This window comes from Lutispora sp. QWL-02, assembly GCF_058315355.1.
The window spans coordinates 14,321-41,012 of the sequence record NZ_CM177762.1 but is presented as its reverse complement, the minus strand read 5'-3'; the positions used below and the strand labels follow the sequence as shown (position 1 = coordinate 41,012).

Annotated in this window: 24 protein-coding genes and 1 pseudogene; 20 read left to right on the top strand and 5 right to left on the bottom strand. The window is 41.3% G+C overall.

Annotated features, from left to right (window positions below; all coding sequences use genetic code 11):
- Positions 1-43 precede the first annotated feature (43 nt).
- Together AC4HCY_RS00185 and AC4HCY_RS00180 are read left to right on the top strand one after the other, a co-directional pair.
- A complete protein-coding gene (locus AC4HCY_RS00185) occupies positions 44-1,492 on the top strand; it encodes a TldD/PmbA family protein (RefSeq protein WP_491095129.1) in 1,449 nt (482 codons plus the stop codon).
- Positions 1,482-2,813, top strand: coding sequence for a TldD/PmbA family protein (locus tag AC4HCY_RS00180; protein WP_323433100.1), 1,332 nt, complete (start codon positions 1,482-1,484; stop codon positions 2,811-2,813). The genes AC4HCY_RS00185 and AC4HCY_RS00180 overlap by 11 nt, the downstream gene beginning before the upstream one ends.
- Positions 2,814-3,011: 198 nt before the next feature.
- On the opposite strand, the gene AC4HCY_RS00175 is transcribed toward AC4HCY_RS00180, so the two are convergent.
- Positions 3,012-4,409 carry an aminopeptidase gene (locus tag AC4HCY_RS00175; protein WP_491095128.1) on the bottom strand — a complete coding sequence of 466 codons (1,398 nt, stop codon included), beginning with the start codon at positions 4,407-4,409 and terminating at the stop codon, positions 3,012-3,014.
- A gap of 144 nt (positions 4,410-4,553) precedes the next feature.
- On the opposite strand from AC4HCY_RS00175, the gene AC4HCY_RS00170 reads away from it, so the two are divergent.
- On the top strand, positions 4,554-5,630 hold the full coding sequence (locus AC4HCY_RS00170) for a mannose-1-phosphate guanylyltransferase (RefSeq protein ID WP_323433093.1): 1,077 nt from the start codon (positions 4,554-4,556) through the stop codon (positions 5,628-5,630).
- Between the two features lie 349 nt (positions 5,631-5,979).
- Here AC4HCY_RS00170 and AC4HCY_RS00165 read toward each other — a convergent pair whose 3' ends face one another.
- From AC4HCY_RS00165 to AC4HCY_RS00155, 3 genes are all read right to left on the bottom strand, one after another.
- Positions 5,980-8,202 carry a hypothetical protein gene (locus tag AC4HCY_RS00165; RefSeq protein ID WP_491095127.1) on the bottom strand — a complete coding sequence of 741 codons (2,223 nt, stop codon included), beginning with the start codon at positions 8,200-8,202 and terminating at the stop codon, positions 5,980-5,982.
- Between the two features lie 170 nt (positions 8,203-8,372).
- Complete coding sequence (locus tag AC4HCY_RS00160; RefSeq protein WP_323433091.1) at positions 8,373-9,497, bottom strand: glycosyltransferase family 4 protein; 1,125 nt, start codon at positions 9,495-9,497, stop codon at positions 8,373-8,375.
- Between the two features lie 119 nt (positions 9,498-9,616).
- Positions 9,617-9,883 (bottom strand): ATP cone domain-containing protein, encoded by a 267-nt coding sequence (locus tag AC4HCY_RS00155; RefSeq protein ID WP_323433090.1) that lies wholly within the window; start codon positions 9,881-9,883, stop codon positions 9,617-9,619.
- 181 nt (positions 9,884-10,064) lie between these two features.
- Here AC4HCY_RS00155 and AC4HCY_RS00150 point away from each other — a divergent pair, with 181 nt between their 5' ends.
- The 14 genes and pseudogenes from AC4HCY_RS00150 to AC4HCY_RS00085 all read left to right on the top strand — a co-directional run.
- Positions 10,065-11,051, top strand: a complete 987-nt coding sequence (locus AC4HCY_RS00150; protein WP_491095126.1) for a CotS family spore coat protein — start codon at positions 10,065-10,067, stop codon at positions 11,049-11,051.
- 91 nt (positions 11,052-11,142) lie between these two features.
- A complete protein-coding gene (locus tag AC4HCY_RS00145) occupies positions 11,143-11,367 on the top strand; it encodes a hypothetical protein (RefSeq protein ID WP_323433088.1) in 225 nt (74 codons plus the stop codon).
- 4 nt (positions 11,368-11,371) lie between these two features.
- The gene (locus tag AC4HCY_RS00140) at positions 11,372-12,391 is read left to right on the top strand and encodes a CotS family spore coat protein (protein WP_491095125.1); all 1,020 of its coding nucleotides are present in this window, start codon (positions 11,372-11,374) and stop codon (positions 12,389-12,391) included.
- Positions 12,388-13,440 (top strand): CotS family spore coat protein, encoded by a 1,053-nt coding sequence (locus AC4HCY_RS00135; RefSeq protein WP_491095124.1) that lies wholly within the window; start codon positions 12,388-12,390, stop codon positions 13,438-13,440. The genes AC4HCY_RS00140 and AC4HCY_RS00135 overlap by 4 nt, the downstream gene beginning before the upstream one ends.
- 125 nt (positions 13,441-13,565) lie before the next feature.
- Positions 13,566-14,216: a TetR/AcrR family transcriptional regulator gene (locus AC4HCY_RS00130; RefSeq protein WP_491095123.1), complete on the top strand. Its 651-nt coding sequence runs from the start codon at positions 13,566-13,568 to the stop codon at positions 14,214-14,216.
- Positions 14,217-14,235: 19 nt separating this feature from the next.
- Positions 14,236-14,946, top strand: coding sequence for an ABC transporter ATP-binding protein (locus tag AC4HCY_RS00125; protein ID WP_491095122.1), 711 nt, complete (start codon positions 14,236-14,238; stop codon positions 14,944-14,946).
- 4 nt (positions 14,947-14,950) lie between these two features.
- Entirely contained in the window at positions 14,951-17,317 is a 2,367-nt protein-coding gene (locus tag AC4HCY_RS00120; RefSeq protein WP_491095121.1) for an ABC transporter permease, read from the top strand.
- Between the two features lie 28 nt (positions 17,318-17,345).
- Positions 17,346-18,638 (top strand): efflux RND transporter periplasmic adaptor subunit, encoded by a 1,293-nt coding sequence (locus tag AC4HCY_RS00115; protein ID WP_491095120.1) that lies wholly within the window; start codon positions 17,346-17,348, stop codon positions 18,636-18,638.
- Between the two features lie 123 nt (positions 18,639-18,761).
- Positions 18,762-19,244, top strand: a complete 483-nt coding sequence (locus AC4HCY_RS00110) for a MarR family winged helix-turn-helix transcriptional regulator (protein WP_491095119.1) — start codon at positions 18,762-18,764, stop codon at positions 19,242-19,244.
- Positions 19,245-19,413: 169 nt separating this feature from the next.
- Positions 19,414-20,589, top strand: coding sequence for an ArsA family ATPase (locus tag AC4HCY_RS00105; RefSeq protein WP_491095118.1), 1,176 nt, complete (start codon positions 19,414-19,416; stop codon positions 20,587-20,589).
- The gene (locus AC4HCY_RS00100) at positions 20,582-20,794 is read left to right on the top strand and encodes a hypothetical protein (RefSeq protein WP_255226557.1); all 213 of its coding nucleotides are present in this window, start codon (positions 20,582-20,584) and stop codon (positions 20,792-20,794) included. The genes AC4HCY_RS00105 and AC4HCY_RS00100 overlap by 8 nt, the downstream gene beginning before the upstream one ends.
- Before the next feature lie 90 nt (positions 20,795-20,884).
- Positions 20,885-21,304, top strand: coding sequence for a hypothetical protein (locus AC4HCY_RS00095; RefSeq protein ID WP_255226558.1), 420 nt, complete (start codon positions 20,885-20,887; stop codon positions 21,302-21,304).
- A complete protein-coding gene (locus tag AC4HCY_RS00090) occupies positions 21,301-21,537 on the top strand; it encodes a hypothetical protein (RefSeq protein WP_255226559.1) in 237 nt (78 codons plus the stop codon). Before AC4HCY_RS00095 ends, AC4HCY_RS00090 begins: the two co-directional genes overlap by 4 nt.
- A pseudogene (locus AC4HCY_RS00085) lies at positions 21,459-21,671 on the top strand (helix-turn-helix domain-containing protein); the annotation flags it as partial. The gene AC4HCY_RS00090 and the pseudogene AC4HCY_RS00085, both read left to right, overlap by 79 nt.
- 106 nt (positions 21,672-21,777) lie before the next feature.
- On the opposite strand, the gene AC4HCY_RS00080 reads toward AC4HCY_RS00085, so the two are convergent.
- Positions 21,778-22,899: a glycosyltransferase family 4 protein gene (locus AC4HCY_RS00080; RefSeq protein WP_491095117.1), complete on the bottom strand. Its 1,122-nt coding sequence runs from the start codon at positions 22,897-22,899 to the stop codon at positions 21,778-21,780.
- 358 nt (positions 22,900-23,257) lie between these two features.
- Here AC4HCY_RS00080 and AC4HCY_RS00075 point away from each other — a divergent pair, with 358 nt between their 5' ends.
- The 3 genes from AC4HCY_RS00075 to AC4HCY_RS00065 all read left to right on the top strand — a co-directional run bounded on the left by AC4HCY_RS00075 (position 23,258) and on the right by AC4HCY_RS00065 (position 26,586).
- On the top strand, positions 23,258-24,250 hold the full coding sequence (locus AC4HCY_RS00075) for a CotS family spore coat protein (protein WP_323433077.1): 993 nt from the start codon (positions 23,258-23,260) through the stop codon (positions 24,248-24,250).
- A gap of 82 nt (positions 24,251-24,332) precedes the next feature.
- Positions 24,333-25,208 (top strand): sporulation peptidase YabG, encoded by an 876-nt coding sequence (gene yabG / locus AC4HCY_RS00070; protein ID WP_333783348.1) that lies wholly within the window; start codon positions 24,333-24,335, stop codon positions 25,206-25,208.
- Entirely contained in the window at positions 25,198-26,586 is a 1,389-nt protein-coding gene (locus AC4HCY_RS00065) for an N-acetylmuramoyl-L-alanine amidase (RefSeq protein ID WP_491095116.1), read from the top strand. The genes yabG and AC4HCY_RS00065 overlap by 11 nt, the downstream gene beginning before the upstream one ends.
- Positions 26,587-26,692 lie beyond the last annotated feature (106 nt).

The following is a 26,692-nucleotide window of genomic DNA, read 5'->3' as shown; positions in this document are numbered from 1 at the left end:
ATATATATATACATATATATATCGTTAGTGAGGAGGGGTTAATTTGAAAAAAGAGATTGAAAAGGTGCTGGGCATGCTGAAGGAGAGGGGGGTGGATTACGGAGACATAAGAGTAGTTGACACCATCAAAGAATCTATTTCCACTGAGGATCTGAAGGTAGAAAACATCAGCAATTCGAGAAGCCGCGGCGCAGGAATAAGGGTCATCGTGGATGGCTCCTTGGGCTTTGCAAGCACACAGGATCTAGACAAGCTCATGGATACTGCAAATAATGCGATTGAAATTGCAAAGGCCGGCAGGATACTTCAGAAAGAGAAGGTAGTTTTATCTAAAAAAGAAGCAGTGGTGGATGAATATTCTACCCCTATCGCAATTGATCCTTTTACTGTATCTAAAGCTGATAAAATTGAGTTGCTTCTTAATGCAGAAAGGGCAATGAGGGAAGCCGCAGAGCTGAGCAGAACTATAGCCTCTATGGATTTCCAAAAACAGGAGAAAATATATGCAGATACTGAAGGAAGCTACATAGTGCAAAAATTATATGAATCAGGTGCTGGTATAGAGGCCATCGTAAAATCAGATGAGGATTCTCAAACAAGGACCTATCCAAATTCCTTCAGAGGAAATCATGCCACGGCAGGCTATGAATATGTATTGTCCTTAAATCTGGTAGAGAATGCAGCAGATATTGCCGTTGAGGCAAGGAAGCTTATTGATGCGGAGGAATGCCCATCCGGCTACTATGACATAATAATTGACGGCTCCCAGCTTGCGTTGCAAATACACGAAAGCATAGGCCATGCTGTTGAGCTGGATAGAATTTTCGGCTCCGAAGCAGCTTTTGCTGGCATGAGCTTTCTTACCCCCGATACCATGAATGAAAACTTCAGATACGGCTCGGATCATGTCAACGTAGTAGCTGATGCCACAGTGCCGAGGGGATTGGGAAGCTTCGGCTATGATGATGAAGGCATCAAGGGTCAGAGGACCGTGATCATAGATAAGGGAATATTGAAGAATTACATCACGTCCAGGGATACTGCAGCGAAAATCGGATTGAAGTCAAATGGAACCAATAGGGCGGACGGATGGTCAAATATCCCCATCGTAAGAATGACAAACATAAGCCTTTTGCCCGGAAATTATGAGCTTGATGAGCTCATAAAGGGGATAGATAATGGCTTCTACTTTTGCACCAATAAAAGCTGGAGCATTGATGATAAAAGGCTTAATTTCCAATTTGCCTGTGAGATAGCTCATGAGATAAAGAATGGAAGGCTGACGGGCAAAATATACAAGAACCCCATATATACAGGCATAACTCCAAAGTTTTGGGGAAGCTGCGATGGTGTTTGCAATGAAAAATACTGGGTTTTATACGGCACTCCCAATTGCGGGAAAGGCCAGCCCATGCAGGTGGCCCATGTAGGCCATGGAGCTGCCCCTGCAAGATTCAGAAATATAAAGGTAGGTGTCAGGGATGTTGAATAAAAAAGAAGCCTATGATTTGATCGATAAGGTATTGAGCTATTGCAGCCATTATACTATGGTGACTGTAAATTCACAGGAGGAAGGGCTTACCAGGTTTGCTAATTCCGAGATACATCAAAATGTTTTCAAGGCTGAGAATTCAGTTGAGATAATCGTATATGAGGGCAAAAAGCAATCAAAGATCTCAACAAATATATTGGATGATGAATCCTTAAGGGAAATGGTGAGGACAGCGGAAGAAAATTTAAGATACATGCCTGAAGGGGAGTTTGAGATGCCGGTAGTTGCTTCTCCTCTTGAAATTGCATGTGAGGAATACGATGAGGAACTGGAAGGAAAGTTTGGCATAACCAATAGGGCGGCTCTTATCAAAGCGAGCATTGATACCTTGGACAGCGGCTTTACGGGCTCCGGCGCATTATCCCTGACTAAAACGGTTATAGCCATTGGCAATAATAAGGGCATAAAAAGATATGCAAGACTAGATTCGGTAAATTTCAACACCGTGGTGACTCATGAGAGCGGACCTTCGGGCTATACTGAGTACTCGACGAATAAGGCCGGCAATATGGATGTTATGCAGCTATTCAAAATAGCATACCTTAAGGCAAAATCAGCTCTAAACCCTACATCCATAGAGCCCGGCAGCTATACTGTGATCCTGGAGCCTTTAGCGGTGGGAGAACTTCTGAACTATATGAATTACTGCGGTTTTTCGGCCAAATCCGCATACACAGGCATGAGCTATCTTACGGGCAAGAAAGGACAGAAGGTTTTCGGGGATAACATAAGCATTTATGACGATAAGGATGATGAGAACACATTCAGAATTCCTTTTGACTTCGAGGGCTATGAGAGGAAGAGGCTGAACATAATCGATAAGGGTGTGGCAAAAGACCTGGCCTATGACACCAAAAGTGCTTTAAGAGAAGGCGTAGGGACCACAGGGCACAGCATAGGAGACTCGTCTATGGGAGGATTCCCGATAAATCTTGTAATGGAAAATGGGGATAAGAGCATAGAAGAAATCATTAAAGAAGCCGACAATGCCATTCTTGTTACCAGGTTCCATTATATGAATATAGTAGATCCAAGACAGGCAGTTTTCACCGCTCTTACAAGGGACGGCTTGTATATGATAAAAAACGGGCAAATAAGTCATGCTGTAAAAAATATGAGATTTACAGAAAGCATGCTAAAGGTTTTTAACAATGTTTCGGAAATATCCAAGGAAAGGGTAAAGGTGCCCGGCTTCTTCGGAGTGGTCTATGTGCCTGCACTTAAGATAGAGAACTTTCATTTTACTGGTAAAACCGAGTAATTAGATAAAGAGGAGACGGAGTAACGGAAACCACTAGTGCTTTTTTAGTGATTTCTGTTACTTATCCCAATTCCTCTTTCTGTCATTGTTATAAAAGCCCAGCGGCCTTGTCATCCTGAGGGCTATGCCCGAAGGATCTAATTTGAGATTCTTCATTCATAGGCTCCTTCAGAATGGCGGCATACACCTTCATATACTCTATATTTCCCTCAAGAAGCAGTTATATGCTCTATAGGTTTCATATAGATCAGCCTTGCTTATAACCTCCCATGGGGCATGCATATTTTGTACAGCAACCCCGCAATCGATTACATCCATGTTGTAATTTGCCATTATATAAGCTATAGTGCCTCCGCCGCCTTGATCCACCTTGCCCAGCTCAGCGGTTTGCCAGGTGACGCCGTTCTTGTTCATGACCCTTCTTATCTCAGCGATGAATTCCGGGTTTGCATCATTGCAGCCCCCTTTACCTCTTGAACCCGTATACTTGTTGAAGGCGATTCCTTTGCCTAAATATGCCGTATTCATTTTATCCGATACACTGGGATAATTCGGGTCATGGGCTGCAGATACATCACTGCTCAGCATCTTTGAGCCGGTCAAGCATCTTCTGAGCTTTATATCGCTATAGCCTTCCTTTAGGGAAATGATTTCGGCCAATGTATTTTCAAAGAACTTGGAATGCATACCACTGGCTCCGACGCTTCCTATTTCTTCTTTATCCACCAGAATGCATGCTAAGGTTTTTTTGCTGTTGTCAAGCTCTGCAATGGCTCTGAAGGATGTATAGGAGCAGACCCTGTCATCATGTCCATATGCCATTATCATGCTTCTATCCAATCCATAATCTCTGGCCTTTCCTGCCGGTACTATTTCCAGCTCTGCGGAAACAAGATCCTCTTCACAGATATTATATTTTTCATTTAAAAGCTTTAATATGTTTTTCTTGACCCTTTCTTTGGCATCCTTGTCTTTAACCGGAATGCTTCCAGCCAGAATATTTAAATCCTCACCTTCAATTCCCTCATCCATTGCTTTCTTCATCTGATCCTTGGCAAGATGAGGCAGCAGGTCAGAAATACCGATCACAGGGTCGTTATCATCTTCGCCTATAGAGACTTCTATCTTCTGCCCATTTTCCAATATTATTACGCCATGCATGGCTAAAGGAATTGAAACCCACTGATATTTCTTTATTCCTCCGTAATAATGAGTCTTGAGCAAGGCCAGATCTGAATCCTCATATAGGGGGTTTTGCTTTAAGTCTAACCTGGGAGAGTCTATATGAGCGCCGAGGATAGCCAATCCATTTTCAATATCCTCTTCGCCGATCACATACAACACTATCGCTTTATCCCTGTTGTTTGAATAAACCTTATCCCCTGCTTTCAGCCTGCCGTTGCTTTTGATTATCTCGTCCAAATTGCGGAAGCCCGAAATTTTCGCAAGGCGGATGATTTCTGCGGCGCATTTCCTTTCGGTTTTAGCCTTGGACATAAATTCCCGGTAATCATCAGCAAAACGAAACACCTGTTTTAAGCTTTCATCATCATATTTGTCCCAGGCTAATTGGGACTTTCTTTCTAAGTTTTCCATATCAATTCTCCTCCCACTCAACAAAATATGATCACATAAATATTCTAATTCTTTTTATGCATTAAAACAATATTATAATATCACATTCACAAAGCACCCCTTATCTTCATACTATGAATAATATGAAGAAAGGCAGGTGCTTTTATGAACTATGCATTGATAATGTGCGGTGGTTCGGGAAGCCGGTTTTGGCCAAAGAGCAGGAAAGCTTATCCAAAGCAGTTTCTGAAGCCCTTGGGTCCTGACACCATGCTGCAATCCACGTTTTCACGCATAAGAAATCTTATACCCATTGAAAATATATATGTGGTAACAAATAAAAATTATGTGGACATAATACGTGAGCAGCTTCCGGAGCTGGGAGAGGATAATCTCATCGTTGAACCCATGCAAAAGGAGACTGCTACCTGCATAGGACATTCTGCAGTAAGACTGATGAAAAAAGATTCCGAAGCGGTGATGGTTGTGCTGCCGTCAGATCACCACATAGAAAATGAAAATGCTTTTATCACCACCTTGCAGCAAGGCATGCTCATAGCGGAAAACAGCAAGCATCTGATTACTATCGGGGTAAAGCCGACCCGCCCCGAAACCGCTTATGGATATATCCAGATCGGAAAAAAGATGGACGAAGAATGGCCTATTGATACTTATAAAGTGAGAAGATTTACTGAAAAGCCCAATAAGGAGAAGGCGGCGGAATTCATTGAAGACGGCAGATATCTTTGGAACAGCGGCATGTTTATATGGAAGGTCTCTTCTCTGCTAAAACAATACAAGAAACATCTGCCCGAAATTTACGAATCTCTGAAAGCGATAAGGGACGGCTTGGGCACTGATAATGAGTCTTCCATCCTTGAAGAAGAATATGAAAAGATTGAAGGCATATCTATAGATTACGGCATCATGGAAAAATCTAAAGATGTATATGTTATTGAATGCAATTTCGGCTGGGATGATATAGGAAATTGGACAGCTATGGAGAGGTATATGGAAAGAGATGAATGGGGCAATCAGACAAAAGGAAGATTCCTTCAAATTGATTCGAGGGACTGCATAGTTTGCGGAGAAAAGAGGCTTATAGCCGCTATAGGGGTAAATGATCTGATAATAGTGGATACGGATGATGTGTTGCTGATATGCAGGCGGGAGAGAGATCAAGACATAAAGGAACTGATGAGCAAGCTGGGCGAAAATGTGGAATTGAAGGATTATATATAAAATAGAGCTCAGGATTCAGAACTCAGGATTTTGGGTATTCTCTTGGGGTCCTGGGGGACGGGGAGCACGGATTCTCATAAAAGAGCAAAAGTTAATCACACTGCAAATGCTACTTGCGGTGTGATTCTCTTTTTTGCTACTTTTTCTTTCCGTGTTTTTGTGCCCTTTAGTGTCTTTTAGTGGTTTCCGTTCTCATATTATCCCATCTCTCAGTGAAAATCCGTAACCCTCCGTGTTAATCCGTGTTCCCCGTCCTTTAGACCCAAAAGGAATACCCTAATGCCAGCGGCTAGCAGCTGACCAGTAAGGAATACCCTCATCCTGAGCTCTGAGTTCTGAACCCTGAATCCTATCTCATAAACTCCGGCTTCTCCCCTATGCCTAGCTGGGTATTATATGCATGCTTTTCATTAAAGCAAAGATATATGGTTGGATCGGGCATCCTGCTTAAGGCATTGTATTTGCAATCTATGTATTTATAGCCATACTCATCCTTTATGACCACATAAGAAGAGTTCTCGCTTATTGCCACCCATGTCTCATCCGACTTGCCGAACAAGCCGGTATAAAGCCCGTAAGCCAGCAAGGCCTTATCCATAGCACCTCCTTTTTTATATTTAAGGCATGCTTCAGGATGAAGGAAAAAATCCATCGCCTTTTCTTCGATTTTTATTGTTGACAGCAGGCTCAAAATCCCTTCTATCTTGTTCTCTCTTTCCCTATTGGAAGAACCGATTTCAGAAGCTTTTACCTTCACAACTGCCGATTCCCGGGCCGCTTCTGCATAGGCTTCCGGTTTTTCTACGAAGGCCAGTCCCGCGCTGTAGCGGCTGTAATCATATTGGCTTCCCGGATATTTACCTGCAAGATTTAGGATATACTTTCTGCACTTTAGGGACAGCAGCTCTCCCATGGCCGTTCTCAAGGCATACTTTGCTTCGCTCAGGGAAGACATGGAATTACTATATTGAAAGTATGGAGCATTATTTTGAAGCTTTTCATATATATCAAGGGTGTTAAAGGGTATGAGGTTATTTACTAACTCCTCGTTTTGAGCGAAGCTTTTTCTCACAAGCCTGCTTGGAAGCAGCTCTTTTTTTAAGCTGAATACCTTATTTATGGCGTTTATGTTGTTTATTATATCTTCCTTAGGCATGTTGGTGGAATTATCCTTGAGATTCAAGTAATACCCGTCGTTTTCAATGGATCTCAGCTCTTCTAAGGTATACTGCCGGTTTACTCCATGTATGAAGGGCATATCAGGATCAAGGGCATGCCCGTCACCTGTATTTGCAAATATGACAGAGGCGTCCTCCCCCTCAAGGCTGAAAACCTCATCTCCCAAAAAGCCCGTTAAACGCAAGAGCGCTGTCACAGATGAGATATCCATATCTGAAGAAAGCATCAAAGCGGCATCCAAGGCCTCTGCATCCGCCTTGGGGGGCAATTGAAAAGCCTTTGTGCAGACATCCTTGTTCATGAAATATGAGGATATTATTCCCATACGAATGGACTGAGACTGTTTTTTCGCGGCAGAATTAACGGAAAAGGCTTCCTTGTAGTCTTTTCTATTACTATTTGATATGTTTTTTTCTATCAAATGTATATTATCTTTTTCCAAAGCAATTTCATCGGATATCAGCTTTATATTATACTCAACCACATTTTGCACCTTGGATAAGGTATCTTCGGCCTTATTGTAATCGAGGGTTGTGAGGGTCGTCAATTCTAAAAGCTCGGCTTTACGTATCTTGTCATCCTGTATGAGATAGACTCCGGGCTCCATGTAGCTGTTCTGGGTCAGATACTGGGTCATAAAGCTTATAGCGTTTTTTGCCCCCCGCAAAGAGCTGCCTTGAATGACTATGACATGTCTGTAGTCCCCTGCGTTGGGTATAACCTGAACTATTCCCAGATCATTTCCGGGATAATTCTCTGTAACTTTGATATAAGTTGAATTTTCCTTCTCCATTTCCAGTATTGATGCATTATCATAAGCGGTGCCCAGGAGTATTAAATCGCCTGAGCTCTGGATATGGTCAATATCAAGAAAAAGCTTAGAAGTCAAAGCCTTTGCCATACCCTGGGCATTGGCAAAGAGAAGGCTGCTGTTTCCAACGACCACAGAAGGCCGGATGTAGGTACGAAAATAGTAATCTTTGATCTTCCAGGTTTCCTTTTCTTTGGAAAAGTAGATGCTTCTGGTTTGTTCGCCGGACTTCCTCTTGCCGTCCGACAATGTTTCCCACTGAGTATTTACTATTGCCTCCAAACCCTCTCCGTATCTTTTCAAACCCTTAATGCTAACGGAAAAGTTTTTGTATTTTATGTTTTGAGCCCTTACGGAGAGAATATTTTTATTTATTTTATTGAAAAAAGCGCAGTCGGCAGAAAAGCAGGACATATAACCTTCTATATTCATAGACAAAACAGAATCGGCCAGAATATCAAGAGTCTTTTGTATTTCAGCCCCTTCCGGCAATTCATACACGGTTATGTTATCAGATTTAAAGCGGCATCCAAACAGAAAGACAGATGCCAAAACAAGCATGAGCAATAATATTTTTTTCATTTGTCCACCTATAAATATTAATATTGCATAGCAATTTTTTTCGGGTACGTGGTGCATAGCAAGGGTCTGACCCAAAAGGAATACCCTAATCCTCGTGCCCCGTACCTCGCAGCCATAAAAAATGTTGCACATTTTTTATATATTAATAATATAGCCAGATTGAAACAAATTCAATACATGGCTATAGCTTCCTCATAAGCTTTAACGGTTTCCAGAGCTGTTTTTCTCCAGGAAAATTGATATGCCCTCTTCATCCCTTTCAGCGAAAGCTCCTGGCTCAAGCTTATATCTGTCAGCACCTCATACATGGAATTTATAAGCTCATCCGGCTCATAAGGATTCACCAGAATGGCTCCTCCATCAACTATTTCAGGAATCGAGGTCACATTTGATGTGATAACGGGTGTGCCGCAGGTCATCGCTTCGAGGGGAGGAAGGCCGAACCCCTCATAAAAAGACGGGTATACGAAAAGGCTTGCACAATTATAAAACAATGGCAGATGCTCATAAGGTATATAGCCGGTGAAGACGACCCTATCTTCTATCCCCAATGAATGGACCTTCTTTTTCGTTTCATAATGATCATCCTTGGAGGCTCCCAGAATCATCAGATCATAACGTCCGGGCAATTCCTTATAAATAGCCTTATAGGCATGGAGCAATCCATCTACATTCTTTCTTGGGCTAAAGCCTCCTAAGTACAGTATATAATCTGTGGAGTAGTTATACTTGTGCTTCAGCAAATCCCAGGCCGTATCCTTATCCATATGTCTGAATATGCTGTCTGCCGCCAGATAAGTTACCTTTATCTTTTCCTGAGGCACATCGAAATACTTTATGATATCATCCTTGGAGTATTGGGATACAGTTATAATAAGATCGGATTTATCCAAAATGAACGGCATCTCTGTGGTGAACTTCTCCAAGTAGCTCTTACCGCAGGTTTCAGGCATTGTGTATGGTATGAGATCATGTACTGTGACCACATATTTGGAATATTTCCTGACAGGAAGACCAAGACCATTTTGAGGAAGATGAAAAACATCAGGCTTCAATTGCTTTAGTCTTTTGGGCAGATAACATTCATCCCAAAACTTTTTATTTCTCTCGCCAAAAAGGATCACTTGAATATTTTTCTTGGCTGCAAAGCTTTCGTAGCCTCCGTTGGGCCAGAAAAAGCTGTAATGATTGTCACTATCTATGGCTTGAATGTTTTCCATCAATCTCATGGTATATGTTCCTATGCCTGTGCCGGCATAAAGCTTTGCCCCTCTTACATCTATGCAAGCGTGCATGTGCTCACCTCGTTTTTAAATCTTAGGCCCCAATTATATATACAGCAAGACATAATATATTATAATCATTATTCATCATTTTTGTGACATATGAGGTGCCATGCACGCCTATTATTGTCTTAGCATAGTTTCATGTAAGACTTTGCAACTTCTTTAAATCCGTTTTCCATTAAAACATGATATACGATACCTCTGATTTCATATGTAGACGTATGGGCATTACCTTTTGAAACTTCTGTTAATATCCTGTTGACTTGTGTGGAAAGCGCGTTGATGTCTCCTTCCGTCATATAACAATCATCGCTGCACAAACAGTTATTGACGCTTGTCCTAATTTTTTCGATATTAAATTCCTGCAATGAACCATTCTTTTTTACGACCAACATGATTAATCCCTCCATAATATTTATTTGATGTACAAGACCACTAATAATCCATTCTCTGATAATATCAGTTTACTAAATATTTCACGAAGGTACAATAGTCAGCCCCGGCTCTTATATATGTAACAGCGCCGGCGTTCTGAACATATAATGATATATATACCATCTTTAGGAGGGCACAAGCATGAAATGGGAAGATATAGAGAAGGCATACGGCTTTAAAATAATGGGTGAAGAAAAAATAAGGAAGATCTCAAAATTGAATACGAGCCAGGGAGCAAAATGCTTCAAAAGAGCCCACATCAGGCGAAGCTACTTCCTTTTTGTATTTGCTGCGGTAAACCACCTCATAGAGAAGGGATTTACCCCTGCTATAGCCTATGATATGACCTTGAATGGTGACATATGTATGGAAGATGGGGAATATATATATTATGCCCTGCCCTGGATTGAAAGCAGGCAGTGCAAATTTAAGAAAGAGGATGATCTGGCGAAGATCATAAAGCTTTCTGCAGAACTGCATAAGGCCTCGGCAGGCTTCATACCCCCCGAAGCTTCAAAGCCCAGGGTCTATTATGGGAAATGGCCCGAGCATTTTGAGAAAAGGCTAAAAGACCTTCAAGCCTTTAAAGCTGTAATCGAGGAGAAAAAAATAACAGACGAGTTTGATGAAGCTTATTATCCTCTTATAGATTTTTTTGCGGATCAGGGCAATGAAGCCATAAGCCTCTTAAAAGAAAGCAGCTATTATGATATATCCGAAAAAGCGGGAAAAAGAGGAGAGTTTTGTCATCATGACATGGCGGAGCATAATTTTATAATCACTGCCCACCGGGAAATGAAGATCATTGATTTCGACTATTGCATTATGGATACCAGGCTCCATGATATAGCAAGTCTGGTCATCAGAAATATGAAGCACGGCACATGGGATATAGCTAAAGCATACTTCATCCTGAACGAGTATTCAAAGCATTGGACCATCAACAAAGAAGAAATGAAGGTCATAAAATATTTTGCCATATTCCCTCAGGATTTCTGGCAGGTAGGACTTCAATACTATGTGGAAAAGCAGCCTTGGGATATGGAAAACTTCATGTCAAGGCTCAATAAGGTAAAAGATGACTTTGGCTTAAGACAGAAGTTTCTGGAGAAATTTCTTATGCTATAGCTGTTGTAGTGACTGATATAAGAGTGCATCAATCGTTATCAGTCACTACAGCAAGCTCATTCATAAAAGCTGTTGCAAGGGGTGATTTTGTATGGGTAAAGGCAGTAACTATTACAAAAAAACACTGTCGGAGGAAGAAAAATCTTATTCGGAGCCTTCTTCCAAGAATGTAGACTTTTATAAGAGAAGGATAGATGAATTGGAAGATGAAATAAAAATGTTGAAGAAGCTTATTAAGAAGAGAGAAAAATATGAAGAACTTCTAAAAGAAAAAGAAAAATTGGTGAATAGGCGCCCTAAAGGGAGAAAGAGGTGATACAGTGTCCGGAAAGCATGGGAAGTTTAAAAGGCGCGATATCAGAGAGCTCATACAAGGAGAATATGGCCTTAAGATTTACAACATGCACGAAGGAGATAAAGGTGTTTTAGTGTATACGGATTGCGGGGACAAATTCTTTAAGAAGATAAAAAAGGATGAGTCCCAGGTACTTTTCATTGCTTCAGCCTATAATCATATAAAGGATAGGGGCTTTAAAAATGTTTCGGCCATATGTAAAACTAAAGATGGAAGATATTACTCAAGATATGATGGGAGCTTGTATATATTAGAGGACAGCATGAGAGGAAAATATTTTTCTATAGATTCCGAGGAAGACGGGAGAAAAATCGGAGAGGAAATGGCAAGATTTCATGAGGCAGCAGACTGTTTCATACCTGAGACCGGCAGCAGGGCAAAGGTAGACTGGGGCAGATGGATAGATAAGCTTAAGGTCCAAAGCATGCGCCTCAATAAATTCAAGGAAATAGCAGAAGCCAAGAGCATTAAAACCAGATTTGACAAGATGTTCTTGAAGCATGCAGATGAGTATTGCAAAAAATCTGAGGAAGCCTACAGAATATTAAGGGATAATGGCTATATGGGAAAAGTCTACAAATCTATGCAGACAAACCAGCTATGCCATAAAACCTTTAAAAAGCATTCCATTTTTACGGTGGATAATGGTGATATATTCCTGACAGGTATGGAGAACTGCAGCTATGACATCATAGAGACGGATTTAGTATCCCTTTTTGAAAGCTGCATAGGAAGCAGAGGCCTGCCCTATCTGGAAAGCGTTATTTCCGGCTATTCCTGCATAAGACCGCTGGATACTGACTCCATGAACATAATAAAGGCGCTGCTCCTTCAGCCCGGAAGGTTCTATAAGGTGGCAAACATATATTACGGGAAGAGAAAGAATTATAACGAATATGAGCTGACGAAGAAGCTGGAAAGGAGCATAAGAAAAGAAGGAAGAAGATATGAAATAGTAAAAAAGCTTGAGGAAGTGATGGAATGACCATTGATACCTTTACCATGGAGAACAAGTATAAGGACAGAGATATCCTATCAGATTACAACCTGAACCTTGAGCTTTTCAATATCATGGGTCTTGATGTGCAGGATATAGCTCCTGTGAGAAATGTTTTCCGCATAACCACCCAAAAAGGCATGTTCTCACTTAAGAGGGTAATATACGAAAAGGCAGAGATAGATTTTATCATGTCGGCAGTGGAGCATTTGAAGCAAAAAGGCTTCCGGAATGTTATGGAATATATGCCGCAGGAAGACGGAAGCCTTTTTTATGAATATGACAGGGAAAAATATTACCTTACTAAATGGGTTGACGGCAGGGAGCTTGATTACCTCAATCCCATAGATCTGCAAGCTGCGGCAAAGCTGTTGGCTCAACTGCATATAGTTTCCCAGGGATTTGATATCTCTGCTGCACCTGCCTCAAGAAATTTGCTGGGGACGTGGCCTAAAAATTTCAAAGAACGGATATTGGAAATGAAAGAGATGAAGTTCAAGGCATTGCTGAAAAGAGCCAGAGAGAGCTTTGACAGGATATTCCTTGACTTTGTTGATATGTGTCTGGAGGATGGGAGCAGAGCACTAAAGCTTCTTTCTGATTCACCCTATGAAGCCCTGGTTAATAAAGCGGAGGAAGAGCGTGGCTTTATACATCATGATTATGCACATCATAATCTTATACAATCCTTTGACGGAAAGCTGTATGTTCTGGATTTCGATTACTGCGCCATTGATGTGAGGATACATGATCTGGGCAGCCTGATAATCAGAAATATGAAAAAGACCGGTTGGGACATAGACAGAGCACTGTATATAATAGAGGGCTATAATGAAGTAAGTGCCGTCAGCAATGATGAGCTAAAGGTTTTGGTGCCCTTCTTTCTCTTCCCTCAGGATTTCTGGCAGATATCCAAGCAATATTATATAGAAAAGAAAGATTGGGGAGATAGGGACTACTTAGACAAGATGAATACCAAATCCCAATATACCATATCAAGGCGCCAATTCATCGAAGAGTTTGAGAAGCGGGTTTAAGCGGGGCATATATATGCCCCCGAACTTGATATCTCATTGATATTTGCTATTGACTGATGTCAGTCGATAATATATAATTGTATTGACTGGTATCAGTCAATACAATTAAGCAGGGGAGAAAACAAATGGCTAGAATAAGCAAGGATCCTGAAGAGAGAAGGATCGAAATAATAAAAGCGGCTGAAAGGCTGTTCAATGAGAACGGCTTCAGCAACACGGCCGTCAGCGATATTGTAAAGAGCATCGGTGTTGCGCAAGGCACCTTTTATTACTACTTTAAATCCAAAGATGATGTATTTAACGCAATTGTTGAGAAATTTCTTGATGAATCTATGGCTGGGATCACAGAGATAGCAAAACATGAAAAGCTGGGCACAAGGGAAAAAATAGAGCTGGTTTTAGAAAAAGGCCTGGAATTGATTGAAAATAATGAAGGTGTGATTTCCTATCTTCATACAAAGGGCAACATGGACCTGCACGAGAAAGTGGAAAAAAAGTTCGTTGAGTATACAGTTCCTCTCGTTGTAAATATTGTCAAGCAAGGGATTCAAGAAAAGCTGTTTGACCTTGAATACCCCGACGAGGTTGTTGAATTTCTGATGACTGGTTCTCATTATCTGGGAGATGTAAATATCTATTTGGAGGATAAGGAAGAGTATTTAAAGAGAGTACGAGGAGTTCAATTTGTCATTCAAAGAGTGTTGGGCGTAGACAGCAATACAATGGAATGCCTGACAAGCAAATTTATTTCGAAACTGGAAAGACTTCTGGATTGATTATTTCGGGGGTGTGCTTATGATTAACGATCCAATATTCCATCTGGAAAATGTATCGAAAAGCTATAAAATGGGTGAGGTTGAGGTTAAAGCACTAAAGGAAGCAGTGTTTGATATAAGGTGCGGGGAGCTGGTAGTGGTTTTGGGGCCAAGCGGTTCCGGCAAAAGCACTCTCCTCAATATCTTGGGGGGTATGGATGCTGCTACCTCAGGGCAGGTATTTTTCCAAGGAACTGATATAAGCCGATATAATGAAAATCAGCTTACCTTTTTCAGGAGGAAGAGCATCGGCTTCATTTTTCAGTTTTATAATCTTATGCCTAATCTTACTGCGAGAGAAAATGTGGAGCTGGCCACTGAGATATCGGAAAATCCCTTAAATGTGGAGTCTGTACTTGAAAATGTGGGATTAAGGGATAGAATGGAGCACTTTCCAGCCCAAATGAGCGGAGGAGAACAGCAGAGAGTTGCTATAGCCAGGGCAGTAGCCAAAAATCCGGATGTGCTTCTTTGTGATGAGCCAACCGGAGCACTTGACTATACCACAGGCAAGCTTGTGTTAAAGCTGCTTCAAGGCATAAATAAAAACACAGGCAAGACGGTGATAATTATTACCCATAATCAGCCTATAGCAGCTATGGCGCAGCGGGTCATAAAGATGAGAAGCGGCGAGATCGTAGAAAACTACATAAACAGTAATCCTGCAGATCCTGATTTGATTGAGTGGTGATTTCATGAAAAAGCTTAATAGGATGCTCTTGAGGGAAATAATGAAGTCAAAAGGACAGTTTATTGCTGCTGCAGCGGTAGTGTTTGCAGGTATAGCCATGTTTTCAGCTTCTTATATGTCATATCAGAATCTTAAGAACTCTGTTGAAGAGTACTATGAGAGATATAGTTTTTTGGACTATTATGCTAAGGTGCAAAGCATTTCTTCGGCAGGGATAAGCCAAATAAAAGAAAAAGAAGGATTAAAGGATGCAATCGGAAGGATTTCTATAGATGTGGGAGCCGATATGGGAAATGACAAAAGAGTCACTATAAGGCTCATTTCTCTGCCGGATGAGGCCCAGCCCTCCATAAATAAATTGGTTTTTAAGTCGGGAAGCTATTTTAACAAAAACCATCAAAACTCATGCCTGGTAAACAGAAAATTTGCAGAGTTTTATAGATTGAAAAAGGGCAGTAAAGTAAAAGCAATAATCAATTTTAAAACCTATGAGTTCAACGTTGATGGAGTTGTAGATAGCCCCGAGTTTATATATGCGATGAAATCCTCCACAGAGGTATCTCCGTCCCCGGAGAGATTTGGTGTCGTATACATAAAGGAATCTGCGGCAGCAAGCATATTGGGCATGGGTAATATGTATAATGAGGTTCATGTTGCATTTAAGGAGGGGGTTAAGGCAGAGCCGATCATAGACAAGCTGGAGGATGCCCTTAAGCCTTACGGCTTTATTGCCGGAATGAAAAGAAAGGATCAGCTGAGTTGTGCAATGGTGGACAACGAGTTGTCCGAACTGGAGAAAATTGCGTTTATGTTTCCGGCACTCTTTCTCACGGTGGCGGCTACAATTATTTATATAATGCAAAGAAGAATAATAAGCAATCAAAGGACTCTCATAGGAGTTATGAAAGCAATAGGATATACAAACTCAAGGATACTCCTCCATTATATACTGTACTCTCTATTGATTGCATTGGTTGGAGCCATACCCGGTGTTTTTACCGGTATTTTTATAGGCACCAGATTGACCCGTATCTATAATCAGATATTTAGTATTCCTGTTATGAAGATAAAAATATATTGGAACCTGTTGATTATTGGGGTGCTCTTAAGTGTAAGCTTCTGTTTGCTGGCAGGCTACGGCTCTGCTAAACGGGTGCTTAGCATAGAGCCTGCGGAGGCAATGAGGTCGGAAGCTCCTAAAATCGGAAAGCGCATCTTCCTTGAAAAAGTGAGCTTCATATGGAAAAGGCTGCATTTCGGATGGAAGATGAGTATAAGAAATATATTCAGAAGTCGGGCAAGGACATCATTCACTATTGCAGGGATGATGGCAACCATTATGTTCTTTATGGTATCCCTCTTTTTTATGGACAGCATAAAATATATACTGCATCAAAGTTTTTTTGTATTTCAAAAACAAGATTACAAGATTATGTTTTCCCGGCCTTCCTCTTACTATGACGCTCTAGAACTGCAGAACTTAGAGGGTGTGCGCAAGGTAGAACCGATTTTGGAGATACCTATTGATATAAATAACGGCTGGAGGAAAGAAGACAGCATTGCAGTTGGTATTATGAAAGAAAATAGCTTCTGCCATCTCATAGATGATACAGGAGCACCGGTAAAGGTGCCAGAAAGCGGCTTGCTGGTAGCGCACTCCATAGCTGAAAAGCTGGACATCAGGCCCGGTGATACTGTAAAAGTGAAGCTGCACTTGAAAAGTATACAGGAGAAGGATATTCAGGTTGCAGGAGTAGTTAAGCAATATGCAGGGTTTAACTGCTATATGAATATAGAAGAGCTTGGAAGGCTTACAAAAGAAGGAATATTTGCCACAGGTGCACTTATGAGTGTAAAAGCCGGGGACAAAGAAGCAATTTTAAAGGAGCTTTTTGATATGCCCGGTGTAAAAACGGTGGATTCAAGAGTAGACGGATATAATGATTTTATGGAGTTTTTGGATCTGATGTATACTTTTATAGGCTTTATGATTTTCTTTGGTACAATTATGGGCTTTTCTATTATTTTTAACACGACAGTAATAAATATTATGGAAAGAAGAAGGGAGCTGGCTTCCCTCAAAGTATTGGGGTATACGGAGAGAGAGATAGAAAGCATAATATTCAGAGAAAACATGATGGTAGGTATCATATCTCTTATTCCAGGTATGCTGTTTGGAAGAGCCATGTGCAATTTTCTGGCTCAACTGTTCAGTAATGAGCTGTTTGCACTTGAAGTTATAATCAGCCCAAGAACATATGCAATAACCTGCTTGAGTGTTTTTGTATTCACAGTTCTTGCATTAAATGCCAACAAGAAGAACGTATCCGGTCTAGATATGGTGGAAGTGCTGAAAAATAGAGAAAGCTGAACTAATGGGATTTGTGGGGGGTATATATATGCCGAATAAGATTATGTATAAAAAGAATATTCTAAGATGGCTGTTCATTTCTTTTGCAGGAATAATTGCAGTGATTGCCGTTATCGGCATGAACGCAGCAGAGGTCAGGGTTGAAGCTGTACGGAAAGGGAACTTAAAAGAGATTATAGAATTGCAGGGTAAAGTGGAAGCGGAAAATCGCATCGAAGTATATGGTAAGCTGCAAGGCTTTATTGATGAAACCAATGTAAAAGAAGGAGATGTGGTTAAGGAGGGTTCGGTGCTCCTGAAGCTTTCTCCGGAGGATTTAAATTATGCAATAAGAAGAGCGGAAGCCATGTACAATGCTTCCAATGCACAGCTTCAAAGCCTCAGGAGCAGTATAAAGCCTGAGCATGTGAAGCTGGCTGAGGCGGAGTTAAAGCAAGCACAGGCGGTTATGGAAGCAGCCTTGCAGGATTACAAAAACAAGCAGGACAGCTGTGAAAAGCTTAAAGTATTGTACGATAACGGAGGTGCTGCAGAAAAGGATATAAAAGACGCCGGAGCAATCCTGGCTGCTTCAGAAGGGGAGCTCATCAAGGCTGAACAAGCTGTGCATATAGCTCAGTATAGTCTGGATATATTGAACCAAGGAGTGTCCAAAGATGATATCCGTGCTCTGGAATCAAATTCCGCCGCAGCCAAAGCTGAACTGGATGAGCTTGTGAACAATAAGGGCAAGGCAAGTATTTACTCTCCAATAAATGGCATCGTATTCGGCAAATATGTAAAAAAAGGTCAAGCCGTTCAGCCTGGTACCTTGCTGTACGAAATTGGTGACTATGACTCCGCATATATTAAGGTTGACGTTTTGGTTGATGATATAAGCAAAATAAAAGAAGGACAGGAAGCCGTTATGTCCGGTGATGTTTTGGGTGATAAAGGGATACGGGGAGAGGTATATTTTATAGCGCCTAAAGCAGAAAACAGGTTGTCGACCCTGGGAGTGGAACAGCAAAGAGTTGAGGTGAGGATAAGCTTTGACAATACTGCTCTTAAGCTTAAACCCGGATATACGCTGGATGTAGATATTATAACTAAAGAAAAGGCAGACAGCATATATATACCTGATAAATCAGTTTTTGATTTGGATGGAAAAGACTCAGTGTTCATTGTGCAAAACAATAAGCTGGAGCTTAGAACCATAGAATGTGGTATTGAGAATGATGATTTCATAGAAGTCCTTTCCGGTCTCGATGAAGGTGAAAAAGTTGTTGTTGACCCTGAAAGCGGACTGAAGCCGGGGAGAATAGTAAAGCAGAAATCATAATGCTGACATATCAGCTTAGCAAATTGCTGTGCTCAAGGGAATATTACTATTGACAAAATAGCCTTATAGGATTATCATTAAATCAATATATTTCGATATACGAAGTATTCGGAGGATGAATTAATGTTTGATCTAGAGGATATAGTTGATCTATTAATAGAAAATCTGAAAAAGCTATTCTTTCCTGAAGAATGGATTGAGCTGGATCTGAAATTTTCAAAATTCGAGATTTTTGCCATGCTGCTCCTATATAAAAGCAGTGAGGTAACAATGACGGAATTAGTGGAGTACATTAATGTTCCAATGAGCACAGCCACGGGAATAGTCGACAGGCTTGTGAAGAAGGGATATATAGCGAGAGAAAGAAGCGAGACCGACAGAAGAATAGTGGTGCTCAAACTCACGGAGGAGGGCTCTAACCTGGTAAAGAATCTCAAAGACTTGATCTGCAAATACCTGAATATGATACTGCAGGATCTTACAGAGGAAGAGAAACAATCTATGGCCCATATAGCGATGAAGATAATGAACAAGCTGCAGAAGGGATTGAGTTTCAATAACTCTGCAGAGCAGAAGAATGATATCAAAAAAATAAGCATTGAATAGCTGCCCATGGAAATGGGCTTTTAAAAAACCAAATAGTTCGCATCTCGAAATATTCGTAAAAAGGAATATATAACTATATCATCTGATGGCTGATAGTTTGTGGAAGCAGCTCAAGCTATACAGGTGAATTCTTATTCAATATTGCTGATTAAAAAAGGAGGCTGAACCTATGAGAATAATATTATATACAGGAAAAGGCGGAGTGGGAAAGACCAGTATAGCCGCAGCAACAGCGGTGAAAAGCGCAGAGCAGGGGAATAAGACGTTGATTGTCAGCACTGATCCCGCTCACAGCCTGGGAGATTCCTTTGATGTGAAACTGGGCAGCGAGCCGGTAAAAATCAATGAAAGGCTGTGGGCACAGGAGATAGACGCCATACATGAGGTAGAAGAAGGCTGGGGCAAGGTACAGAAATATTTCACAGAGCTTTTCACCTCCAAAGCTGTTAAGGATATAACAACTGAGGAGTTGACTGTTTTCCCCGGTATGGAGGATTTGCTCAGCCTCCTCAGGGTGCTGAAATATTATAAGGAAGAAAGGTTTGATGTGATCATCATCGATTGTGCGCCCACGGGCGAAACGCTGGCGCTATTAAGCTTCCCTGAAATGCTCAGGTGGTGGATGGAAAAGCTTTTCCCCATAAAGAAAAAAGCTATCAAGATTGCAGGGCCTGTGGCAGAATCCCTGTTGAAGATTCCCATGCCCTCCGGCCAGGTATTGGACGAGATCGACAACATGTATTATCAGCTGGACGAGATGAAGAAGATTTTTTCCGACAGGGCCGTTACAAGCATCAGAATAGTAGTCAATCCGGAGAAGATGGTTATAAAAGAGGCGCAGCGAAGCTTTACTTATCTGAATATATATGATTTTAATGTAGACGCCATAGTGGTAAACAGAGTGATCCCAGAGAACGTTCAAGATGATTACTTTAAGGTATGGAAGGATATACAGAGGAAGTATAAGGATGAGATAATCCAAAGCTTCGAGCCGATACCTATATACTATGCGCCGCTCTTTGAAACCGAAGTTGTGGGGATAAAGATGCTTCATAGAATGGCCGGAGAAATATTTAAGGGCGAAGACCCCACTACAATAAAATTCAATGGGAGGGCCCAGAGGGTAGATAAGGACGGAGAGGATTATGTGATGACGATTGAGATGCCTTTTATAGATAAAGAGGATCTTTCACTCAATCAAAAGGGAGACCAGTTGATAATAAAAGCAGGAAGCATCAAGAGGAACATAACACTCCCCAGGACTTTGCTGGATCTCAGCATAAGAAAAGCAAAATTTGAGGAGGAGAAGCTTAAAATATGGTTCGGAGGTGAAAAGAATGAATGAAGCATTGATAAAAGAACTTATAAAATACAAGCTGAATGCGGCAAATGCGATAGTGAATTCAATGCCTCCCAAAGCAGCCGAAGAAATCAGAAGTTTCAGCAGAATTATTATGGAAGGAATTGAGGAAGGCTGCAAAGCTATGAATGAAAAGAATACCTTAAACTCAAAAAAATCGAATAAGCTTGATAAAATCGATATAGAATAAAGCCTGTATTAGGATATAATTAAGATATCATATTTTTTTATCACTGATAGATTTGAAATTTTTTATGTGAAGTATTAAGGAGGTTTTGCTTTGAAAAAGGGCAAGAAAATGATTCTGCTATGCTTGGCAGTCCTATTTCTCCTATATATTTGCGAGTCCGTATATATCGGAGCAAAGGTTTTTGCAATGGTAAAAGGTAGCTATGCTACATATGGCGGCGACAACACCTATGCAGATATGGTTTCTGATGAGATATATAGAAAAATGTGTTATCGTAACGGATATTTAATTTCTTCTCAGGGAAATACTTCCGTCAAAGAGATAAACAGACTGCTCTTTCCATTGGCGTGCCATTGGATCACTGGAGGCAAGGCAACCTACTGGTATACATATGAGATTTATGATGATAGCAACGAACTTGTTGGTGGAAGCTGGAACATTCCCGTTACAATTACGGTGGAATTCAGTGGCAGCAGACTAATAGTTACTGATTACTACGAAGCTCCATGAAAGAGAATATATTTTATGGCAATAATGTGAATATGATAAAGAGAGAAGAAGATTGTACCGTTTATAGAATGAAAGATCTGGCAGGAGAAGGTATCTTGACCTTGTACAAGGTGTTTCCCGGTATTGATTTGATGTACAATGATTTTCATATGCAAAGCTGCTTTTCAAAGCTATTTATGGGACCTCCGTCTATGCATACATGCGTTCCTACTGTATGCATGCTGCGGCTTTGATGCTGCGCAAGACCAAGGATAATATTACGACCATTGCGGGCAGGGTAGGCTATAATAATCCAAGCAAATTTGCCGCTGCTTTCAAAGAATTGATAGGCATGTCCCCTGGCAAATATAGAAAAAATTTTGCTTGACCGGGGGAGGTTCCGGTATGATGTCAGATCCGGCTTTCCCCCGAATTTAAGTTCTGCGCTTAATAGCTTCAGAGTCATGCTCAAGGCCAGCGGCCGGAATCTAGTATTACAGACTAACCCTCCTATATACCTCCAACGTTTCCTTCACTGTTTTATCCCAGGAATACATAGCCGCTCTCTCCAGTGCTCTTCTGCTCATATCTGCATATAGCTCCTCGTCCTCAACCAGGCGCAGCAGATTAGAGCCTATAGCCTCATAATCCTTTGGAGAGACTGTGATGGCCCCATCTCCGGCTACTTCAGGCAGTGAAGTTATGTTTGAGGTTATTACGGGAGTGCCGCAGGCCATTGACTCTACTACAGGAAGGCCGAACCCTTCATATAATGAAGGGTAAACAAAAACAGCGGCGGCACTGTAAAACCACGGCATATCATTTACGGGTATGAAGCCTGTGAATATGCAGGAGCCGCTGATCTTCAGATCGTCGCAAAGCTTGACCAAATCCTCATAGGAGCGCCCGGCTTTGCCCAAGATCACAACCTTATAGTTCTTTTTCAGCTTTTCTTTAATATGAGCATAGGCTAAAAGCAAGGATTGTATGTTTTTTCTGGGGTTAAATCCGCCCACATACAGAAAAAAGTCGTCCTCAATGCCATATTTCTGCTTTATGTAAGCCTTTGCCGCATTTTTATTTATTGGAGTATAAATGTCCTCAGCCGCCAATCTGCTTACAAATACCTTGTCACCGGGGATGCCCAGCTCTCTGCAGATATCGGCCTTTGAAAACTCAGATACTGTAAGTATTGCATCACTATTCTCCAATATTTCGGGAATGCTATCCAAAAACTTTTTGCAATAATAGGGCCCGACTGTCTCCGGCATAGTTATCGGTATTACGTCATGAAGGGTAACAACAAAGGGACATATCTTCTTTTTGGGCATGCCTATGCCGTTCTGAGGTATATGATATAAGTCCACCTTTCTATCCAGGAGCACCTCCATTATCTGAAGCTCTTCCCAAAACTTATCCTTCCTAAGGTTATCCACAGGCGTTTTATGAAAATTATCTCCCCAAATAAAGCTGTATTCAGATTCCTGGGGTATTAAAACATAATAATGATTATCTCTGTCCAGTTGGCTTTGCTTGTTGATGAGCTGATATACATAGGTGCCGATGCCCGTTCCGCGATACCAAAATGCAGCTCTGCCGTCTATACCTATTATCATTTAGGTTTGGCCACCTCCTAAATCTTCTGGTGAATGAATAACTACTTTATCATATGAATATTTTAGATTTTATTGCTATGATTTAAAAAATTTGGGTGAAATTATCCACAGCTTGTTAACAAAGACAATCTATGGAACCTCAATACATAAGAATTTCCTGCCAGGGCTTTTGGCTTATTCACAATATGTGGATAGGCTGTGCATAACTTGTTAGAAATTATAGATAATTTGTTAATAATGGAGGTCATATGCTCATATTATTAAAGGATGATTCTAATGCAAAACTTTATTTAAAAGACCCAAAAGGAATACACTCACCCTGAGCTCTGAATTCTGAGCTCTATCTAAGGAGGTTTATATGGATATTGAAGCTATTGCATCAAAATTTAGCATAAAGGTTAAAGGGATCAAGCCCTTAAGAGGAGTATACATGGCTTATACGGACAAGGGGATCAAGATTATCAAAGAATCAAAAAAAGACCCTGAAAAGCTTCTATATATACATGGCATGAAAGAATATATCTATAGAAGAGGCTTTCATAACCTGGACAGATTTCTGATTTCCGATCAAGGGCTGCCTTTTGTCACTGATGAAGGAAGAATATTCATCATGGAGGATTTTATATCTGGAAGAGAATGCAGCTTCTCAAATCCTTATGACCGTTCTGCGGCCATGAGAACCCTTGCTCAATTGCATATATACGGGCAGGGATACATAACCCCAACCGGCGCAGCAGAGAGAAACGATATAGGAAAGTGGGAGAACAACTATATAAAGAGAATAAATAATATGCTGGATTATAAAAAAGCTGTAACCCAAAAGAAGGACAAGGATGAATTCGATAAAATGTTTATGGAGGATGTGGACTTCTTCATAGAGATGGGCTGGAGGGCGTATGATACATTGAAAAGCTCAAGGTACAAAATGCTTTGCAAAGCAGCGGAGGCGTTAAGGCCCATATGCCATCATGATTATACATACCATAACATTATAATGGGGAAGCAGGGCAGAGTGGACATAATAGACTTTGACTACAGCTGCCACGAGCTGTCCTGTTATGATGTGGCTGCGGTCATACAGAGGGTGATGCGCAGGTTCTCCTTTGATATAGATATAGCCATGGATATGCTGACAGATTATGACATGGTAAAGCCTATAACTGATGACGAACTACTGTTGACATTATCCCTGTCGGAATTCCCTCAGAGGTTTTGGCGGATCACGGAGAGGTACTACAGCGGGAAAAGAGAGTGGTCCAAGAAAAAGTTTATCAAAAAATATCATGAGACGGTAGATGACAAAGCGTTCATGATGGATTTTGTAAATGATTTTAGAAATATAATAACATGAGTCAAAAAAACTCCTGTCACCCCATATATAGGGACTACATAGTATATAGTATAACTTCCAATAGTTTAGGGGTGATGGCGCAGTGGTGATTAAACCTGGTGATATTGTGGGAAGAAAATCCTATGGCTGCGATGTAATTTTCAAAGTGTGCAATATAGTAGAAAATAGGGATAAGGGTAAAACTGTTCTACTGAAGGGCGTGAACGTAAGGCTCCTGGCAGATTCGCCGGAAGCGGATTTGATACCCATGTCCGAAGAAGATGTAGACAGGGATAGAGAAGTTTTTGCAAGGAAGATCAGTGAATCCGGCAAAAGCAAGACAAACAAAAAAAGGGGAAGGCAAGAGAGACAAGAAGCCAATGTGTTTAAGAAGCCTGGCCGGGTTCTTCATTTGGATGGCGATGGTGAATATCTGAAGCTTTGTTTGAAGGAATATGAAAATATGGGCATAGAGGCCTTTGGATATGAGTTGAGAGAAGAAGAACAGCCGAAGCATATTAAAGAGCTGTTAAAAGAGGTGAAGCCGGACATCCTGGTTGTAACAGGCCATGACGGTTTGCTCAAGGATAGCAAGGACTTATCTGATATAAAAAGCTACAGAAATTCAAGCAGCTTTATACAATCTGTAAAAGAAGCTAGGATGTTTCAGCCTTCTTTGGATGAGCTTGTGATCATTGCCGGCGCCTGCCAATCTCATTATGAGGCGATCCTTGAGGCCGGAGCAAACTTTGCCAGCTCTCCCGATAGGATATTGATACACGCATTGGATCCTGTCAAAGCATGTTCAAAGGTGGCTTTAGCTCCTATAGACAAGATAGTATCCTCCGAGGAGATTTCCCAAATCACCGTATCGGGAATAAACGGAATAGGAGGGCTTCAGACCAGAGGCAAATATAGAGACGGTGCTCCAAAACCCCGCTACAAATATAAGCAGGGGGGAGACGGAAATGCGATGTAATATATTTGATTGGGAAAGCTCTGAAGAGCATTCCGTCCCCATATGGGAATTGATAGGCAGGATGGCTGCTTTCAATATTAAGGAAATCTCTCATCAGGAAGCTGCAAAATGCTTTGCGATCATTGCCAGGACGGAGCTGGCCAGAAGGCTTAATATATACGGCGGGTCCGGCTGTGAAAAGCACAAAGGCTGCGAGCTTTGCACTGAGCCGGGCCATTGCCTTGAATTAGGCTTGCCTAAAATCAGCAGCAGTGAAAGAGTAAGGGCGGCTGTAAGGGATACAGGAAACCTGATCATAACCTTTGACGGGAAGCCGATAAAGCCATACTACCACTACAGATGCGGCGGGGCTACGGAAAATTCGGAAAATGTGATAGGAAACCGGATCACTTACCTTAGGAAGGTTTTCTGCGAATACTGCCGTACAATTGATGATGAAGGAAAGGATAAGGTTTTCTCCATTGAGGAACTGGAAAGACTTTTAAATATCAAGATCGAAAAGCCTAAAGATGTCTATTATGATATAAAGGGTATTTTTGATAACCTGGATATAGACGAACAGGGGAGAATAAAGTCCTTAAACATAGGAGGCAAGTTTTTTAAAGGCACTGAGATAGTAGAAAGATTGGGCCTGAATTCCACCAGATTCAACTATATGCCTGTGCGATTCCTCATAAGCTGCATAGGGATCGGCCATGGTCTGGGCCTTTGCATTACCGGAGCCGAAGAAATGGCCAGAAGAGGAATGAGCTATGAAGACATTTTGTACTATTATTATACAGGCATAAGGATTGAAGAGATGGAGATGCCGGAAGAAGATAAGCCATTGAAGGGTAAAGTCATTGCATTGGATGCGGCTTCCGGAGAAGGTGACAGCTATGAAGGCAAAGGCCCCGGAGGCCTTAGGGAGGGTGAGGCCAACCTTAAAATAGTGATGGAGTTAGAAATGCTGCTGAAAGAGGCTGGAGCTAAGGTTTGTCTTACCAGAACAGGGAGCAAGCATATTAATCTCTCAGAGCGGGCTGATATTGCAAACAGCGTGAAAACTGACTTCTTTATATCCATTTGCCAAAGCGCCTTTCCCAACGAAAGCGCCTCAGGCACCGAAGCCTACCACTATAGAGAAGACAAAGAAGCTGCTAAGCTGGGCAGCATAATTTTAGAAGAAATCAGCCCGGAGATGAAATGCAGAAACAGGGGCTTGAGAACGGCAGATTTTTATATCCTCAAAGAGGTCAAATGCAGCACCCTCCAGTTGAACATCCTGTATATAACAAATCCCCAGGATGAAAAAAAGCTTGCAGACCCGGATATGAGAAGGAAAGCTGCTGAGGCCATCGCAAGAGGGATAATAAGGTACTATGGGCAAATAGGCTGATGGGCAAATGGGCAGACAGGAGACTGGGGAGAAGAAGAACAAAGTATATATCTTATATAAGTGAAGGGCATCAGACCCAAAATGAATACTCAATTGTCAGAGGCAA

What these genes read in the sequence shown, in the direction of transcription:
- AC4HCY_RS00165 (WP_491095127.1), bottom strand. Translation starts at nt 8,202, where the DNA reads ATGAAAAAAATATTATTGCTCATGCTTGTTTTGGCATCTGTCTTTCTG.
- AC4HCY_RS00170 (WP_323433093.1), top strand. Translation starts at nt 4,554, where the DNA reads ATGAACTATGCATTGATAATGTGCGGTGGTTCGGGAAGCCGGTTTTGG.
- AC4HCY_RS00105 (WP_491095118.1), top strand. Translation starts at nt 19,414, where the DNA reads ATGAGAATAATATTATATACAGGAAAAGGCGGAGTGGGAAAGACCAGT.
- AC4HCY_RS00130 (WP_491095123.1), top strand. Translation starts at nt 13,566, where the DNA reads ATGGCTAGAATAAGCAAGGATCCTGAAGAGAGAAGGATCGAAATAATA.
- AC4HCY_RS00180 (WP_323433100.1), top strand. Translation starts at nt 1,482, where the DNA reads ATGTTGAATAAAAAAGAAGCCTATGATTTGATCGATAAGGTATTGAGC.
- AC4HCY_RS00150 (WP_491095126.1), top strand. Translation starts at nt 10,065, where the DNA reads ATGAAATGGGAAGATATAGAGAAGGCATACGGCTTTAAAATAATGGGT.
- AC4HCY_RS00120 (WP_491095121.1), top strand. Translation starts at nt 14,951, where the DNA reads ATGAAAAAGCTTAATAGGATGCTCTTGAGGGAAATAATGAAGTCAAAA.
- AC4HCY_RS00135 (WP_491095124.1), top strand. Translation starts at nt 12,388, where the DNA reads ATGACCATTGATACCTTTACCATGGAGAACAAGTATAAGGACAGAGAT.
- AC4HCY_RS00155 (WP_323433090.1), bottom strand. Translation starts at nt 9,883, where the DNA reads ATGTTGGTCGTAAAAAAGAATGGTTCATTGCAGGAATTTAATATCGAA.
- AC4HCY_RS00090 (WP_255226559.1), top strand. Translation starts at nt 21,301, where the DNA reads ATGAAAGAGAATATATTTTATGGCAATAATGTGAATATGATAAAGAGA.
- AC4HCY_RS00110 (WP_491095119.1), top strand. Translation starts at nt 18,762, where the DNA reads ATGTTTGATCTAGAGGATATAGTTGATCTATTAATAGAAAATCTGAAA.
- AC4HCY_RS00075 (WP_323433077.1), top strand. Translation starts at nt 23,258, where the DNA reads ATGGATATTGAAGCTATTGCATCAAAATTTAGCATAAAGGTTAAAGGG.
- AC4HCY_RS00125 (WP_491095122.1), top strand. Translation starts at nt 14,236, where the DNA reads ATGATTAACGATCCAATATTCCATCTGGAAAATGTATCGAAAAGCTAT.
- AC4HCY_RS00065 (WP_491095116.1), top strand. Translation starts at nt 25,198, where the DNA reads ATGCGATGTAATATATTTGATTGGGAAAGCTCTGAAGAGCATTCCGTC.
- AC4HCY_RS00175 (WP_491095128.1), bottom strand. Translation starts at nt 4,409, where the DNA reads ATGGAAAACTTAGAAAGAAAGTCCCAATTAGCCTGGGACAAATATGAT.
- AC4HCY_RS00080 (WP_491095117.1), bottom strand. Translation starts at nt 22,899, where the DNA reads ATGATAATAGGTATAGACGGCAGAGCTGCATTTTGGTATCGCGGAACG.
- AC4HCY_RS00145 (WP_323433088.1), top strand. Translation starts at nt 11,143, where the DNA reads ATGGGTAAAGGCAGTAACTATTACAAAAAAACACTGTCGGAGGAAGAA.
- AC4HCY_RS00160 (WP_323433091.1), bottom strand. Translation starts at nt 9,497, where the DNA reads ATGCACGCTTGCATAGATGTAAGAGGGGCAAAGCTTTATGCCGGCACA.
- AC4HCY_RS00100 (WP_255226557.1), top strand. Translation starts at nt 20,582, where the DNA reads ATGAATGAAGCATTGATAAAAGAACTTATAAAATACAAGCTGAATGCG.
- AC4HCY_RS00115 (WP_491095120.1), top strand. Translation starts at nt 17,346, where the DNA reads ATGCCGAATAAGATTATGTATAAAAAGAATATTCTAAGATGGCTGTTC.